Origin of the sequence: Aliidiomarina sanyensis (assembly GCF_003987175.1) — a bacterium.
GTDB lineage: Bacteria > Pseudomonadota > Gammaproteobacteria > Enterobacterales > Alteromonadaceae > Aliidiomarina > Aliidiomarina sanyensis.
On record NZ_PIPM01000009.1, the window covers coordinates 16,372 to 31,544 of the forward strand.

At 49.7% G+C, this 15,173-nt stretch carries 13 protein-coding genes; 5 read left to right on the top strand and 8 right to left on the bottom strand.

Translation table 11 applies throughout. From position 1 onward, the window contains the following. The first annotated feature begins 43 nt into the window (after positions 1-43). Both CWE11_RS08825 and sohB read left to right on the top strand, forming a co-directional pair. Positions 44-2,461 (top strand): VolA/Pla-1 family phospholipase, encoded by a 2,418-nt coding sequence (locus CWE11_RS08825; protein ID WP_126777258.1) that lies wholly within the window; start codon positions 44-46, stop codon positions 2,459-2,461. 145 nt (positions 2,462-2,606) lie between these two features. Beyond that, complete coding sequence (sohB, locus tag CWE11_RS08830) at positions 2,607-3,617, top strand: protease SohB (protein WP_126777259.1); 1,011 nt, start codon at positions 2,607-2,609, stop codon at positions 3,615-3,617. A 118-nt stretch (positions 3,618-3,735) separates the two neighbouring features. On the opposite strand, the gene CWE11_RS08835 is transcribed toward sohB, so the two are convergent. Both CWE11_RS08835 and CWE11_RS08840 read right to left on the bottom strand, forming a co-directional pair. Continuing rightward, positions 3,736-5,094, bottom strand: a complete 1,359-nt coding sequence (locus tag CWE11_RS08835) for a dicarboxylate/amino acid:cation symporter (protein ID WP_126777260.1) — start codon at positions 5,092-5,094, stop codon at positions 3,736-3,738. 157 nt (positions 5,095-5,251) lie between these two features. Continuing rightward, the gene (locus CWE11_RS08840) at positions 5,252-5,851 is read right to left on the bottom strand and encodes a Yip1 family protein (protein WP_126777261.1); all 600 of its coding nucleotides are present in this window, start codon (positions 5,849-5,851) and stop codon (positions 5,252-5,254) included. Positions 5,852-6,000: 149 nt separating this feature from the next. Here CWE11_RS08840 and miaE point away from each other — a divergent pair, with 149 nt between their 5' ends. Beyond that, on the top strand, positions 6,001-6,786 hold the full coding sequence (gene miaE, locus CWE11_RS08845) for a tRNA isopentenyl-2-thiomethyl-A-37 hydroxylase MiaE (RefSeq protein ID WP_126777262.1): 786 nt from the start codon (positions 6,001-6,003) through the stop codon (positions 6,784-6,786). Here the strand turns inward: miaE and CWE11_RS08850 are convergent. The 3 genes from CWE11_RS08850 to CWE11_RS08860 form a co-directional block, all read right to left on the bottom strand. Next, entirely contained in the window at positions 6,783-7,529 is a 747-nt protein-coding gene (locus CWE11_RS08850) for a UDP-2,3-diacylglucosamine diphosphatase (RefSeq protein ID WP_126777263.1), read from the bottom strand. The two genes, miaE and CWE11_RS08850, sit on opposite strands and share 4 nt — an antisense overlap. Before the next feature lie 4 nt (positions 7,530-7,533). After that, the gene (locus CWE11_RS08855; protein ID WP_126777264.1) at positions 7,534-8,031 is read right to left on the bottom strand and encodes a peptidylprolyl isomerase; all 498 of its coding nucleotides are present in this window, start codon (positions 8,029-8,031) and stop codon (positions 7,534-7,536) included. Positions 8,032-8,105: 74 nt separating this feature from the next. Further along, positions 8,106-8,870: an LOG family protein gene (locus CWE11_RS08860; protein WP_126777265.1), complete on the bottom strand. Its 765-nt coding sequence runs from the start codon at positions 8,868-8,870 to the stop codon at positions 8,106-8,108. A gap of 73 nt (positions 8,871-8,943) precedes the next feature. Between CWE11_RS08860 and cysS the strand changes: the two genes are divergently transcribed. Both cysS and CWE11_RS08870 read left to right on the top strand, forming a co-directional pair. After that, positions 8,944-10,329, top strand: a complete 1,386-nt coding sequence (gene cysS / locus CWE11_RS08865) for a cysteine--tRNA ligase (protein WP_126777266.1) — start codon at positions 8,944-8,946, stop codon at positions 10,327-10,329. Between the two features lie 23 nt (positions 10,330-10,352). Further along, positions 10,353-11,888, top strand: coding sequence for a M17 family metallopeptidase (locus CWE11_RS08870; RefSeq protein ID WP_126777267.1), 1,536 nt, complete (start codon positions 10,353-10,355; stop codon positions 11,886-11,888). A 61-nt stretch (positions 11,889-11,949) separates the two neighbouring features. Here CWE11_RS08870 and CWE11_RS08875 read toward each other — a convergent pair whose 3' ends face one another. The 3 genes from CWE11_RS08875 to CWE11_RS08885 all read right to left on the bottom strand — a co-directional run bounded on the left by CWE11_RS08875 (position 11,950) and on the right by CWE11_RS08885 (position 15,027). Continuing rightward, positions 11,950-12,222: a hypothetical protein gene (locus CWE11_RS08875; protein WP_126777268.1), complete on the bottom strand. Its 273-nt coding sequence runs from the start codon at positions 12,220-12,222 to the stop codon at positions 11,950-11,952. Positions 12,223-12,264: 42 nt separating this feature from the next. Next, the gene (locus CWE11_RS08880; protein WP_126777269.1) at positions 12,265-12,663 is read right to left on the bottom strand and encodes an acyl-CoA thioesterase; all 399 of its coding nucleotides are present in this window, start codon (positions 12,661-12,663) and stop codon (positions 12,265-12,267) included. A 114-nt stretch (positions 12,664-12,777) separates the two neighbouring features. Next, positions 12,778-15,027 carry a TonB-dependent receptor gene (locus tag CWE11_RS08885; RefSeq protein WP_126777270.1) on the bottom strand — a complete coding sequence of 750 codons (2,250 nt, stop codon included), beginning with the start codon at positions 15,025-15,027 and terminating at the stop codon, positions 12,778-12,780. Positions 15,028-15,173: the final 146 nt, after the last annotated feature.

The window sequence follows — 15,173 nt, forward strand, 5'->3', positions numbered from 1 at the left end:
CTCGAAAAATGAGAATTAGAACAACAAGGATTGGGGATACCTCATGAAAAAACTGTTTCTTTCATTGGCCATTACGTCGGTACTCGGCCTCGCCGCATGTACACCGGATGGCGATCAAGCTCCTAGCTCGGAAACCGGAAGTAATATTCCTGCGACGCGGGTAGCCTTTGACCCGGGTGCCGGTAATGTTCCGGTTCCAAGCGATATTTTATTGGCCGGAACGACTGATGGAACATTGAATATCCCAGTGCCCGATCCAACTGACTTCAGTAACCCACAAAACGCATTGAATGGCCTTGATGGTTGGTCTACAGCGATGCCACTTACCTTCGGCTTCACGCTCGCGCGCGATGAAGACGGGAATTCGATTGGGATCAACGGTGGCTCGGTTACAGCTGAGGGTTCTGTTCGTGTATTCAAGGTGGTGATGGGTGGCGATGTGAGCGATCCAGATTGTGCAACCCAGCCAGCGGGTACGGCGTGTAAGTTTGTTGAAGAGCTTCAGCACGGCGTCGATTTCACCGTGGCATTTAGTGGTGGCCAAGTGCAGGTCATCCCGCTGCGTCCGTATCAACCGAAGACGGGTTATATTGCAGCGTTAACCGACAACATTCGCGACGATTTGAATCGTCCAGTGCAGCCTTCGACGACTTACTACCTGTTAAGTAAGCCGCTGGCCACGGATCCAATCGGTGGTGCCCAAGAGCAAGCCTTGCAGGGGATCATCAACAGTCATCAGGCCGTTCTCGCTCAAGGTGGCGTGAATACAGGCTCATTGATTTATACTTCTGGCTTCACGACGCAGTCTGTGGGTGATGTCTTGGGTGTGGTAAAACAGTTAATGCTAACCCCTGAGCTTCGTCCGCAACTAAATGCTGAGCCGACTGGGTTAACGGCAGCAAACTTGCTTGGGATTCCACCAAGTACGTCACCAACGTTCTTGATTGCAAATTCCGCAGATATTTATGGTGGTGAAGTAAGCTTGCCATACTTTAGTCCGATTCCAACGGAAGACAATCCCACGGCGCCTCTGACAGGCCGCTGGGAAGCAGGCTTTGTCAGCCCAGCAACCATCTTGATTGCATTGCAATCGAATGCAATCACAGTAGAAGAATTGGTCGGCCTTGGTCTGGATCCAGCCCTATTGGCTAATCCGGCATCGCTTGCTGGCCAAATTCCTTACGAGGCAGCAGCGGGCACCGTGCTTGAAGAGCGCGACCGTTTCCGGCATTTGACGAAATTCAACCCAATTCCGCGTCCGCGGACGATTGCCGATGTTCCACATTGGATGTCTGTACCGAATGTAGCGAATGCGAACATTGTCCGTGCAGCGAATGGAATGGAACCATTGGTCATGCCTGAGGGTGGTTGGCCAGTCGTGATCTTCCAGCACGGTATTACTGGGCAGAAAGAGAACTTCTTGGCAATTGCAGGAACACTGGCGGTCTTTGGTCATGCAGCGGTTGCGATCGACCATCCATTGCATGGGGAGCGCGGCTTCACGATAACGGACGAGGAAGGCAACGTCGTTGCGAATATCAATGCAACAACGGGCTCACCAACGAGTTATCTGAACCTAGGCAGCTTGCTGACAGCGCGTGATAATTTGCGTCAGTCCAGTTCAGATCTGATGGGTCTGCGTTTGGGCCTTAACTTCTCAAATGTCGCTGGCACGATAATTAATCCAACGGATGTGAAGTTCATTGGTCACTCTCTGGGTGCCATTGCAGGAACAAACTTCCTTGCAGCTGCGAATACACCGTTAACAGGTGATTTGGCTTCCGCGCAGGGCTTGTTCCAGACTCGCGCTGCGGCATTGGGTATGCCAGGCGGTGGCCTTGCTCCATTCTTAGTGGCTTCAGAGCGCTTTGGACCCGTCATTGGTGGCTCGATTGCATTCCAATCGTTCAGCTACTTCCGTGACTACGCAATTCAAGAAGCCGTGTCATCAGGTATCGATCCGCAATCACCTCAGTTTGAAGCTTTCTTGCCTCAGGCATTCGTCCAGTTCTATCAGGGCGGAGTTGCGACATCAGCGCAACAAGCAGAGCTGCAAGCGACTCTTGCGCAGTTCCAGTTTGCTGCTCAAACCGCGGTTGATTCAGGGGACCCGATTAACTATGCAGCACAGTTGCGGGCGACTGAAACTCCGATTTATCTGATTCAGGCCAATGGTGATAAAGTGGTTCCAAACAGCACCCCACATCCATTGGGTGGAACAGAGCCACTGATCCGCGCGCTCGGATTGCCATCTGTGAGTGGTCCGACGCAAAGCGAAGATCCAATCAGTGCAGCCGTTCGTTATGTTGGAGCAGGTCATAGCTCTCTGTTGAACCCGGCGGACGCTGATGCAGATCCTGACACAGCGGCAGCTATTACCACGGATATGCAGCAATCAATTGCACTTTACTTCGAAACAATGCAGCGTTTGTTGCAAGTGAACCCTGATCTGGTTCAATAGTCAGCGAATCGGTTTTGAGGAAAATCAGAGAGGCCAGCGTATAAGCTGGCCTTTTTATTTGCTCACGGACCCATCATAATGCTTTGAACAGTGCTTTCACTGTGCCCGTCTACTTGGGAAGCAAGTTGTATTAGAGGAGATAAATATGCTCGAAGCGCTCATGGAATATGGTGTGTTTCTTATCAAAACCATCACGATTGTTGCTGCAATCGTATTCGTCATCGCAACCATAATGAATGCGGCTCAACGACAGAAAGAAAGTAAAGGCGAGCTAAAGATTGAGAATATGAGTGATGATTTCCGAGAAACGCAAAAAGAAATTCGTCTGAGCTTGTTACGCGGTAAAGCCCGCAAGCTCGCTGAGAAAGAGGCAAAGAAGGAAAAGTCGGTCGATGCTTTTGAGCAACGCAGCTTTGTCATTGATTTCAAAGGATCGATGGACGCGCGCGAAGTTGAATCACTGCGTCGCGAGGTGACGGCTATTCTAACGATTGCCGACCCGAAGAAAGACCAGGTCGTGGTCCGTTTGGAAAGCCCAGGTGGCGTTGTCCATGGGTATGGTCTTGCTGCTGCGCAGCTGAAGCGTTTACGAGATGCTGGGATTGATGTCACGATAGCCGTTGATAAAGTTGCGGCGAGTGGCGGGTATATGATGGCGTGCCTCGGGAGTCAGGTTGTCGCGGCACCGTTTGCGGTCGTTGGTTCAATTGGAGTATTGGCTCAATTACCTAATTTTCATCGCCTGTTGAAAAAGAACGATATCGACTTCGAATTGATTACAGCGGGTGAGTATAAGCGAACGCTGACCGTATTCGGCGAAAATACTGAGAAGGGGCGCAAGAAATTCCAAGAGGATATTTCGGATATTCATTTGCTTTTCAAAGATTTCGTTGCTGAGAATCGGCCGAGCTTAGATATAGAAAAGGTGGCGACTGGAGAGGTCTGGTTTGGCAAACGCGCGCTTGAACGAGGTCTCATTGATAAAATACAAACCAGCGATGATCTTTTGCTTGAGCTCGCGAAAGATCGCGAAATTTTTAAGGTGTGTTATAAGCCAAAAGTAAAACTAGCAGATAAGTTAGCGCATTCAGGGCAAGCGATGATGGACCGAATGGTGATGGATTGGCTTCAACGCGTTCAATTCTGGCGTTTCTAAGCTTTCGAAACGACTTCAAATAAAAAGCTTGTCCGGTTTTGAAATGCCCCCAGTCATTGGATATCCCATGACTGGGGGCATTTCAGTTTGTCAGTATATTGTTTTGTTCGTGCCAGCCTTAGGATGGCGGTTGTTTCATCTCGTTTGTGGCAGCTTGAGCGTCCGAAGTCACGCTCTGCCCTCCGATCACCGAGCCATCGTTACCGGCTTCGGGATCGTTGTAAATGGATTCGTCGAACTGCCCCTCTGATTTCCCAATCACGGTTGTGACCATTGCATCACCGGTGATATTGACTGCAGTACGCGTCATGTCGAGGAGTCGATCGATACCCATAATGAGTGCGATAGCATCAATTGGTAAGCCAACTTGCTGGAGAACCATGGCGAGCATGATCAGACCAACACCCGGAACACCCGCGGTGCCGATCGAAGCGAGGGTCGCCGTTAAGATAACCATCAGGTAGTCGGTAAAGCTTAAATCAACGCCATAGAGCTGCGCGATAAAGACCGTGGCAACACCCTGCATGATGGCTGTCCCATCCATATTGATGGTAGCACCAAGAGGCACGGTAAAAGAACTCACACTATTATTGACGCCTAAACGCTTTGTCGTCGTGCGGAGGGTTACCGGAATGGATGCATTGGAGCTCGAGATACTAAATGCAAAAATTTGATTGCTAAACATTTTACGAATGAAAACAATCGGGTTGAGACGTGTAAGAAGCTTGAGAAGTAATGGGTAAACCACGAAACCATGCACTAATAGCAAGAGGAGGACTGTGAGGAAGTACTTGAGCAAATCACCGAGTAATTCGCCAAAGCCCAAATTTGCGAAGGTTCGCGCAAGTAACGCAAAGACACCATAAGGGGCGACTTTCATGAGAATCATGACAAGCTTCATGATGACTTCATTCACGTCTTCAAAGAACCCTTTCAGACGATCACCGGCTTTGCCAGTTAAAGCCATCGCAATACCAAATAACAACGCGAAAACAATGATTTGTAGCATATTGCCTTCGGCCATCGCGTTGATTGGATTCCGTGGAACCATATCAATCACAACATCGACAAAGCTCGGTGCCTCAGCGACACTCACGCTCTCGTCGAAACTGTCGGCAAATGCCGCATTACTTCCCGGTTTAACAATGGTTGCAACCGTGAGCGCAATTGAGATTGCAATACAGGTTGTTACCAGATAGAGCACCAAGGCCTTTCCGCCGAGTCGCCCGAGTTTACTAGGGTCACTCAGTTGGCAAGTGCCTACAATCAATGACACAAAGACGAGTGGAACCACTAACATCATCAGGGAGGTGATGAAAAACTCACCGACGATTCGTAATATTCCATCGACAACGAGTCCGTGGAATAAGGGAGTTGCCTCTGGCGAACTCCATAAATTAAACAGGATACCGGCGATAATGCCGGTAAACATCCCGAGGACAATTTTGCCCGTGAGGCCCAGCTTCTTTTCACTCATGCGTGCTTACCCACGTATTGTTGTAATAATGAACCCGCTAAGGTTATCAGACGTGAAGCAATTCCCATAGTCTGACCATTCCACCAAATAAAAAAAGAGGAGCAGTGTGCTCCTCTTTTGCTCGATTCATCTCTGTGAACGATAGAAACCGATAATTTTAGCCAACAAACGTTGGTGCAAAGCCATTGGTCCATGCAATCACGGTTGCGGTCATTAAGCAGACCATAAGAATCAGCCCTGCGGTGACTACGGAGCTTGCATAAATGAAACCGCGTTCCTCTGGAATGTGCATTAGAATCGGTACGCCCGCGTACAGCAAATAAACTGAGTAAGCCACGCCGGCGAGGAAGACCATCGAGACGAACCAAAGCTCAGGATACAATGCGGCGATGCCCGACATCATAACGGGTGTCGCTGTGTACGCTGCCAATTCAATTGACTGCGTAAAGGTTGGGGTAGCGCCGAATGTTTTTGCCATCCAATGTACGAGGTAAGCAAGTGCCAAAACACCGCCAATGAGTCCAACGTACATTGCGCCCGCCATCATGAGCGCGCTCCCTTGTGTCATGTAAATGCTCTCGCGAGCGCCAATACTCCATCCAATGTGCGCCGACGCGAAGTAGGCAGCAATGCATGGAATCAGTGCGACGATAAGGATGTGGGACAGGGAAAATCGTAAACTCTCATGTCGTTGGTCGATGGTTTTCCATTCTTCTACCGGATGAGCGTAGAGACCCCAGATATGATTTAGTATCATGTAAAACTCCTTGAAGCCGCAGCTCCTAAAACCCTAAAAACCACAACGGTGGTGGGACCATTATAGGTTGAGAATTCGAGGTGAAATCAAGAATGAAAGGTTCTGAACAATTTCTGTTCAGATTATTTTGTTATAAAAGCGTTAATCATATGAACGAGCAATTACCTGAATCTTATCAAGTGCTTCTTGAGCCGATCGAGCGCCTTTTAAAGTGTCCGACGCCCAAGGCCTGGATCGACCATGCAGTGCGTCCAGAAAATATCCCACTTATCCTGATCGACCATTTGCATTGTGAGTTAAAAGCGGCACAGAGTGCAGGGTTACTTTTGCGTCGATATGCCCTCGATAACGAGGCAAAAGAGCAGGTTTTGGACTGGCTACTTCCCTATGAGGACCGTTTATATCGTCATCAAGTTGGTACCTTCGGGAGTAAGAACAAACATGTGCCTCGAATTCGTTTACGTGGCGCGGAGCCTTGGCAGGAGCGTTTGGTCGATCGGATGGTCTTGCTCATGAAGGAAGAGTTACATCATTTTGACCAGGTTTTTGACATTCTAGAGGAGCGCTCAATCACGCTGTTTCCAGTCTCCGCGTCTCGCTATGCAGCACGCATGCTTCGGGACATTCGAGGTGGAGAAAAAACTGGTTTAATTGATAAATTGATTATCGGCGCGATTATCGAGGCTCGCTCTTGTGAACGCTTTGCCGCGCTTGCGCCGCATGTTGATGAGTCGTTGGCTCGCTTTTATTTATCGTTACTCCGTTCTGAAGCCCGACATTATGAAGATTATCTTGCGTTGGCGCAGCAAGTTGCAGAAGAGGATATTTCTGAGCGCGTGGCGTATTTTTTAGGGCTTGAGAAGACCCTGATCGAGAGCCCTGACCAGGAACTTCGTTTTCACAGTGGGATTCCTGTGCTGAGCGACGTTGCCTAATCTTTGATGAGTGGCTCGCTACGGAGGGTGGTTCCGGACGCATCGACATCGAGGATGCTGCCTTGGTCATACCAATCACCTAGCACGATACGAATACCATGCGGATGTTCATGGATATTGGGGCGATGCGTATGCCCATGAATCATCTGCACCGTGCCTGTGTCTTGAAACAGCGCGTCGACTGCATGGGGTGTGGCATCATATTTGGCCAATTCCGCTTCCGTCAGAGGCTTGGTCTCTTGAGAATTTTCGGAATTCCCACTGCTGTTATCCCTCAGAAAGGTGGCAATTTTTCTTCGCAGTGCCAAAGGGAAAGTGCGTGCGATGCTGAGCAGCCATGGATGACGGATTATTTTTCGAAAGCGCTGGTAGCTCGTGTCGTCTGTGCACAGAGTGTCACCATGTAAAATCACGGTGGGAACTCCGTACAACTCAATCACCGAAGGCTCTGGAAGGAGTTCAACACCGGTCTCATCAGAAAATCGTTGTCCGACTAAAAAGTCACGATTCCCGTGAATGAAATAACAAGGGATGCCACTTTGCGTGAATGATTTAAGCTCGGACTTTATGTGGCGGTGAAATGGCGTTTCGTCATCGTCACCAATCCAATACTCGAACAGGTCACCCAGAATGTAGAGCGCTTCAGCTGAACGTGCTTCATGGCGTAAAAAGTCCACGAACAGACCCGTAATATCGGGTCTGTCCGCACTCAGGTGTAAGTCCGAAATAAACTTAGTCGTCACGCGATTACTCGGAGATCGTTGCTTTTTCGATGATGACGTCTTCGACGGGAACATCGGCGTGGTAGCCTGAACGACCGGTTTTTACAACGCGAATCGCATCGACGGTTTCCATACCGTTCACCACTTCACCGAACACACAGTAACCCCAACCAAATGGATTCGCGCCCGTAAAGTTCAAGCTGTCGTTATCCCGCACATTGATAAAGAATTGGGCTGTGGCGGAGTGAGGGTCTTGGGTTCGAGCCATCGCGATGGTGCCGCGTGCATTCGCTACGCCGTTGTCTGCTTCGTTCTTTATTGGAGCGCGAGTTTTCTTTTGCTCCATTCCAGGTTCAAAGCCACCACCTTGAATCATAAAGCCATCAATGACGCGATGAAAAATAGTGTTGTCGTAAAAACCATCGCGAACGTATTGAACAAAGTTGGCGACCGTTTCAGGTGCTTTATCGGCAAACAAAGTGAGTTCAATCTCACCGTGGTTTGTGTAAAAGGTCACATTCATAAGATTTTTTACTCATATTTTCGGGAAAAACAGGTCCGTTATTCTATCGGATCTCAGTCCACATCGAAATGCTTTCAGGGCGCTTCATATTCTGCGTGAAGATCAGCCAGAATGGGCGCTATCCATTCCCATGCTTCATCGACACTATCGACCATGTGATACAGGGCAAGATCTTTCTCATCGATCATTCCCGTTCGCGCGAGGTGTTTCACATTCAGTAGGCGGTCCCAAAATTGTTTTCCGTATACGAAAATCGGGATTCGAGGCATTTTGCCTGTTTGAATCAACGTGAGGGTTTCAAACAGTTCATCAAGGGTTCCAAAACCACCAGGGAACACAATCAGTGCCCGAGCACGTTTTAAAAAGTGCATTTTGCGCAAAGCAAAATACTGAAATTCAATACTGTGTTTTGCTGCGATAAACGGGTTTAATCGCTGTTCGCGAGGAATGACAATATTTAATCCAATGCTGTTGTGGCCCGCATCATAGGCCCCTCGGCTTGCGGCTTCCATAATACCGGGGCCACCGCCAGTTATAAGCCGTGTGTGGATCATCTGATTGGACTCAATGTACGCGCCAATTCGTTTTGAAATCTCGCGGGCATCGGCATAATACTGCGCCATGTCGAGGCATGGATCCGTATTTGTGCAATCACTCGGATCAGGAATCCGTGCGCTACCGAATATAGAAATTGTGTGTTTTACATTTTCGGTATTGAAGGTCTTTTCGGCGGTCATCCATTCGCCGGATAGGTGCTCGGCATGGGTGCGTTCAAAGGATTCGACGCTCTCGGTTAAATGCATTTTTGAGAGGGGTAAATCCCCATTTGATTTTGCCATGTGAGTTCCTCGTTTCCGCGTAAAGTGCTAGTATACTCGCTTTCATTCGGTTCCGAACAGAGATAGATATCCTATGCTCCGCATATACAATTCATTGACGCAAGAGAAAGAAGAATTCAAGCCGCTTGAGCTCGGAAAAGTGAAACTCTACGTCTGTGGTGTGACAATCTACGATTTCTGTCACATCGGGCATGCGCGGACTTATGTTGCGTTTGATGTTGTGGTGCGTTATCTGCGCTACTTGGGCTACGATGTGACGTTCGTGCGAAATGTGACGGATGTAGATGACAAAATTATTAAGCGTGCGGCTGAGAATAACGAAGCCATTGATGATGTCACCGAACGTTTTCTTGGTTATATGCACGAGGACTTTGCGGCGTTGAATCTTGTTGAACCGGATATTGAGCCCCGCGTGACGACACACATGCAGGACATTATCGAATTGGTGCAGACCCTCATCGATAAAAAGCATGCTTACGTGGCGGCTTCTGGGGATGTTCTGTTTGATGTATCGAGTTTCGCAAATTACGGCAAATTGAGCGGTCAGAACTTAGCGCAGTTGCAGGCAGGAGCGCGCGTATCCGTTGCGCAAGACAAAGAGGATCCCCTTGATTTTGTTCTTTGGAAACGCGCAAAATCCGGTGAGCCCAGTTGGGAGTCTCCTTGGGGCGCGGGCCGTCCTGGCTGGCACATTGAGTGCTCTGCGATGAACGGTAAACACCTAGGCGCTCATTTTGATATTCATGGAGGTGGTTCTGACTTAATGTTCCCCCACCATGAAAACGAAATTGCCCAATCCTGCTGTGCTCACGGCACACCGTATGTCAATTACTGGATGCACTCTGGGATGGTCCAAGTGAATCAAGAAAAAATGTCCAAATCATTGGGTAATTTCTTCACGATTCGCGATGTTCTTAAGTCGTATACAGCAGAAACTGTGCGTTTTTTCTTATTGTCGGGGCATTATCGGAGTCAGTTGAACTACTCTGAATCGCATCTTGACCAAGCGCACAGTGGCCTTGAGCGTCTCTACACCGCATTGCGGGGGATTGTCTGCACAGCACCATCGGAAGCGACACGATCCGAATATGAATCTCGCTTCCAAGCTGCGTTAAATGATGACTTTAACGTCCCAGACGCGATGGCGGTCTTGTTTGACATTGCACGAGATTTAAACAAGGTACGGACCGAGCAACCCGATTTGGCGAATGAGCTCGGTGGTCTATTGCAAACGTACGGTGCAGTACTCGGAATTTTGCAACAGGAGCCGGATTCGTTCTTACAAGGTAAAACGGATACTTCGGTCGACGTCGCGCACGTCGAAGCACTTATTGCTGAACGTAACGCCGCGCGTGCAGCAAAAGATTGGGGTCGTGCAGATAAAGCGCGAGATGAATTGCAGGCGCTCGGGATTGTACTTGAAGATACGCCTTCGGGAACGCTCTGGCGCAAAGCTTAATGTTTAAAGAACGAGGAGTCGGAATGGCTACACCACACGTTCAGGTTTTTTCTACGCTTAACGAGCTCTCGGATCATACGCATGATTTTGATGCGGTGATTTTAGTAGGGCCACATTTTTCAGGCCTTGATTCGCGAATTGATGAGGCCCTCAAAAGCGCGACTAAAGTTCACGAGAATATCACCCGGACTGGCGGTGTGATTGCATGTGAGCTTGTCGCGTCCGGTCGCTTGATTCTGGCGCCCACAGGCTCGCTGGATAGAGATTACGACGATGTCCGTCGGTTTTATGATGCCGCTCGAAAGGCAGCCGATGTGGCTGAGCAAAGCGGCGCACGCAAACCCGTGTTGATGGCGGTGAACGTGCCACAAGACGCGACCTTCGAAAATGCACTTGCGTTGGTGTATTTCGGGTTTAGCCAAGGGTTATATCAGCCCTTAGAAGCACGCGAACACTTTGGCGAGGGGCTCGAGCCAATCCAGCAGGTTGGCCTAATCGGTGAAGTGGACGGAAAGTGGTTACATGCAGTGGAAGAGGGACGCCGCGTTGCTCGTGACCTGTGCGGGACAGAACCTGAGCGGATGTCACCGTTGCGTTTTGCGGAATACTGTCAGAGTGCTTTCGCGGGCACCGCGGTCAAGGTAACGGTCCTCGATGATCGTCCGCAACTTGAAGTGGAATATCCCTTACTCTCTGCCGTTGCACGCGCCTCATTTGAGACGAATCAACGCCCTTGTGTTATTCGCTTAGAGTACACGCCTGAGGGGCCGGTGGAGCAGACGTTAATGCTGGTCGGCAAAGGGATCACCTACGACACAGGTGGAGCGGATTTGAAAGTCGGTGGACACATGGCGGGGATGAGCCGTGACAAGGGCGGTGCAGCGGGCGTTGCGGGTTTTGTGAAAGCTTTGGCACACATTCAGCCGAAAGGAATCAAAGTGGTAGCCGAGTTAGCTGCGGTTCGAAATAATATTGGTGAGACGGCGTTTGTAGCAGACGAGATCATTACAGGGCGTTCTGGAGTCCGAGTTCGTATCGGGAATACGGACGCTGAGGGCCGTTTGATAATGGCAGATTGCCTCGCACGTATGACCGAACTTGCAGTGGATGAAAAGGAGCCGGTGCTCTTTACGGTAGCGACCTTGACCGGACATGCGGCACTCGCAAAAGGCCCGTATACAGCATTGGTCCCAAATAAGACGGCTGAACGAAGCGGCTCGGTTGATGCGCTGCTTAGCGCGGGAGAGCTCTGGGGCGATCCTGCAGAACTATCTCCGAGCCGTCGCGAGGATTATGATTTTGTCGCTGGTCGGACGAAAGCTGATGATCTGCTGTCCTCAAACAACGGTCCTTCTGCAACGACCAAACGTGGGCACCAATTCCCCATGGCATTTTTAGTGCGTGTGGCGGGTTTGGATAAACACCAGTTTAGCAGTGAAACTCCAATCCCTTATGTGCATATAGATATTGCAGGGAGTGGCGTCGAGGGGGGTGATTGGCAACATGGCAAACCAACGGCAACCCCCGTACTGGCGCTATCGGGACGTTACTTGCGATAACGGGCACGATAAAAAGAAAAAACCTGCACTCGGTGCAGGTTTTTTTTTGCCCGCTACTTTTCTATAGTCCGCGGCTTTGTTTATCGACCACACGACGAGCGACAAAGGTAACGTGCACGTGGCGCTCATCCGTGCCCCAACGACATTCGTTTGGCCGGTCAAAGTTATCACACCAAGTTGGCGTCCCAAGGATATGAACTACTTCTGAATAGCGCATTCCCATATCGACGTTATTATATTGGCTGCGCGTGACTCTGCTGTCGGTGCAAGCTGACAATAAAAGGAGTGGCACCGCACAAAGGAGCCCTATGAGTACTTGATTATACCGTTTCATCAAACACCTCCATGATTGATCATGAGCAATCGTGAAAGCCAGTCACGATGGTGGATCAATAGTGAGTTTATCGAGTTGCTCTTTCGTTTTCCCATGAGGTTGAGGAGTCCTCGATTCACTGTCGATATGAACAAAGACGATATCGTCTGCGATGCAGATGTTCTGTTTTGTCCCTTTATTCCGAACAACGCAAGTCACGGTTAGTGAGGTCCGTCCGACACTTTTAATAGCGAGTCCGAATTCCACTACATCTCCTTGAAATGCTGATGCTTGAAAGGTTATTTCCCCAATGTGTTTGGTCACCAGGCTTTTTTGATCGAGTTGGCAGCTGGCAAAAATGTATGCTTCTTCATCGATCCACTCAAGTATGCGCCCTCCAAATAGAGAGCCGGCAAAATTCAGATCATTCGGCATGACAAGTCGTCGAGACAAAAATCGCATGGAGAATCCTCGTTATGGAACCTGTGTTAAGTATAACGTAGTTTGTATTTTTTAGCGGGGTCGCGAAAACAAAAAAGCCCTCTAAAAAGAGGGCTTTGGTCAGGTTGTTATGGGTTAGAAACGCGCTCTAAAGCCGACGCCAAAGTTGCGTCCTGGCATGGGAGCGTAATCCCGAATGAAGCTGTTGTGAACAAAGCCAAGTTCGTTGGTGATGTTCTCAACTTTCAAATACAACGCAATGTCTTGTCCTGCGAAGATGCCAGGGTAGTAGTTCACGTGAAGATTCACTAATCCAAAACCATCGGTTGCCTGCTCATTCTCTGCGACTCGATTTTGCGCAAGATAGTGGGTGTAACCGAGAGTACCATCCCAATTTGCTTCTGAATATGTCGCACTCAAACCGAAACGCTGGGCTGGAATTCGCGGTACGTTGCCACCTGAGGCAAAAACTGCGCGGGTATAGTCAGTAAACCCGTTAACACGCCAGTTTTCATTGAAAACATAGCGGCCTGAGATCTCGTAACCATACAATTCAGCTGTACGCTGTGCATGCTGATACACCGGCAAACCACTGTGGTCGTGGTCGTGATCATGCCCATGATCATGTCCGTGATCATGGCCGTGGTCGTGACCATGTCCCATTCCCAGATCGATTTCACCATCCAGCTCACCGCTCAAAATGCCGGTATTCTGCAGGTAGATGAAATTGTTAATGCGGTTGAAGAACACATTGGTGTCTAGGTGCCAGCGATTACCTTCAAAGTGCATCCCGAAATCAAAGTTGTGCGATTGTTCCTTCCCGAGCGCGCGATCAGCAAGTTCTAGATGGAAAGCCTGATCGTGGTCGTGTCCGTGATCATGGTCATGGTCATGTCCGTGGTCGTGTCCATGGTCGTGCTCGCCGTGAATACGATACACGCCGCCCACCTCATAGGTACGCGTCGCAAAGTGCGCGCCATTTGAGAACAACTCATTGGCTTGTGGAGCTCGCTCACTGTAGCTCAAGCTCCCTGAGAGTTTCACCATTGGTGAGACTTGCCAGTTTGCGCCAAACGATAAGCTTGCAGGATGGTACTCGAGCGCGTGGAAGCCCTGGCTGCGTAACTCGACTTGCTCAATGCGCCCACCAATTTCATAGGTAACGTCGCCTACTTGGCGTTCGCCGATCCAGAATAGTCCCATCAAGTCGGTATCAGTTGCCGGAGTGAATGCTTCTTCTCCAAATGAATCATATTTCTGACGCGAAATTTGCGTGCCTAATGCACCACGCCAACCCATGATCGGGGCATGGCGCGCAATAATCCGGAGCTCTGTTTGTTCGAGCATAAAGCCGGTTTCTACGAAGTCATCTTCAATTTCTTCGTGCAGAAGGTCTGTGTATCCGAAGTTGAAATCGATGCGCTCAACACCACGCATCGGCTCATTGATGCTACTAATGAACTGGAACCGGTCTTGTTTCATTTTCGCAAAGATACCGTCGTCATGTCCGTGGCCACTATCGTGACTGTGTCCGTGGTCATGTCCATGGTCATCGCCTCCATGATCGTGGTCGTGCCCAGGAAGTCCATATTCGCGTTCAATACGGCCAAATGAGAAACCGGCAAAACCACGGTCAAAGAAATAGCTTGCGCCGACGGTCGCACCGCGGTCGTCTGTAAATGAATTCTCGATTTCGCGTTCAAGATCACCGTCTGGTGTCACGAAAGCAGGGACTCGGTAGTCTTCTGCATGACGATAAAAACCGTCAAGGTGCAGGACGAAGTCTCCATTACCCACGTTGAGGTCAAACGCAGCAGAGCGACCTTCTGAAACGCTGTCATAGCGAGCGCCATAACTTCCTTCGATGCCTTCAAGCGCTTGGCGAGGGACGCGGTTATCAACTACGTTGACTACACCACCGCTGGCGCCACTTCCAAACAGAAGGGTGGCAGGACCGCGAAGAACTTCGATCTGTTGTGCTGTGGTTGCTTCTGTCGTTACCGCATGGTCTGGACCGCCACGAGATATGTCGGCGACATCAAGACCGTTTTGGGTGATCTTGACGCGCGGACCATCGAGTCCGCGAATGACCGGACTACTTGCGGTCGGACTGTAATAGGTTGACTGAACACCGGGTAAGTTCCGGAGTGTTTCACCGAGCGTGGCGGTCTCCGCGCTACGCAGCTCATCCCCATGAAGGACGTAAATGGGTTGTGCTGTTTCAAGCGGTGTCCGATCAAACGGGTTTGCAGTGACAATAATTCGCTCGTACTGTTTTTCTGTACTCGTATCAGGACTGTCCGGTGCGGTCTCTGCAATGACCAGTTGGGGAGATAGGAAAGCTGCAACAGCAAGTGCAATCGGGGTCTTCTTCATCTTCAACATGGTAGTTCCTGCATTTCATCGTGTTAGCGTGTTTGTGATAATATAACATTACAACTGTTCAGTGCAAGCAACAACAGCCTTCGGTGCGATTGCGACCAATCGCTCGTCTCGTGCGATTAGACTCATCGTGCGTTTGAAACAATTGA

What these genes read in the sequence shown, in the direction of transcription:
- CWE11_RS08825 (WP_126777258.1), top strand. Translation starts at nt 44, where the DNA reads ATGAAAAAACTGTTTCTTTCATTGGCCATTACGTCGGTACTCGGCCTC.
- sohB (WP_126777259.1), top strand. Translation starts at nt 2,607, where the DNA reads ATGCTCGAAGCGCTCATGGAATATGGTGTGTTTCTTATCAAAACCATC.
- CWE11_RS08835 (WP_126777260.1), bottom strand. Translation starts at nt 5,094, where the DNA reads ATGAGTGAAAAGAAGCTGGGCCTCACGGGCAAAATTGTCCTCGGGATG.
- CWE11_RS08840 (WP_126777261.1), bottom strand. Translation starts at nt 5,851, where the DNA reads ATGATACTAAATCATATCTGGGGTCTCTACGCTCATCCGGTAGAAGAA.
- miaE (WP_126777262.1), top strand. Translation starts at nt 6,001, where the DNA reads ATGAACGAGCAATTACCTGAATCTTATCAAGTGCTTCTTGAGCCGATC.
- CWE11_RS08855 (WP_126777264.1), bottom strand. Translation starts at nt 8,031, where the DNA reads ATGAATGTGACCTTTTACACAAACCACGGTGAGATTGAACTCACTTTG.
- CWE11_RS08860 (WP_126777265.1), bottom strand. Translation starts at nt 8,870, where the DNA reads ATGGCAAAATCAAATGGGGATTTACCCCTCTCAAAAATGCATTTAACC.
- cysS (WP_126777266.1), top strand. Translation starts at nt 8,944, where the DNA reads ATGCTCCGCATATACAATTCATTGACGCAAGAGAAAGAAGAATTCAAG.
- CWE11_RS08870 (WP_126777267.1), top strand. Translation starts at nt 10,353, where the DNA reads ATGGCTACACCACACGTTCAGGTTTTTTCTACGCTTAACGAGCTCTCG.
- CWE11_RS08875 (WP_126777268.1), bottom strand. Translation starts at nt 12,222, where the DNA reads ATGAAACGGTATAATCAAGTACTCATAGGGCTCCTTTGTGCGGTGCCA.
- CWE11_RS08880 (WP_126777269.1), bottom strand. Translation starts at nt 12,663, where the DNA reads ATGCGATTTTTGTCTCGACGACTTGTCATGCCGAATGATCTGAATTTT.
- CWE11_RS08885 (WP_126777270.1), bottom strand. Translation starts at nt 15,027, where the DNA reads ATGTTGAAGATGAAGAAGACCCCGATTGCACTTGCTGTTGCAGCTTTC.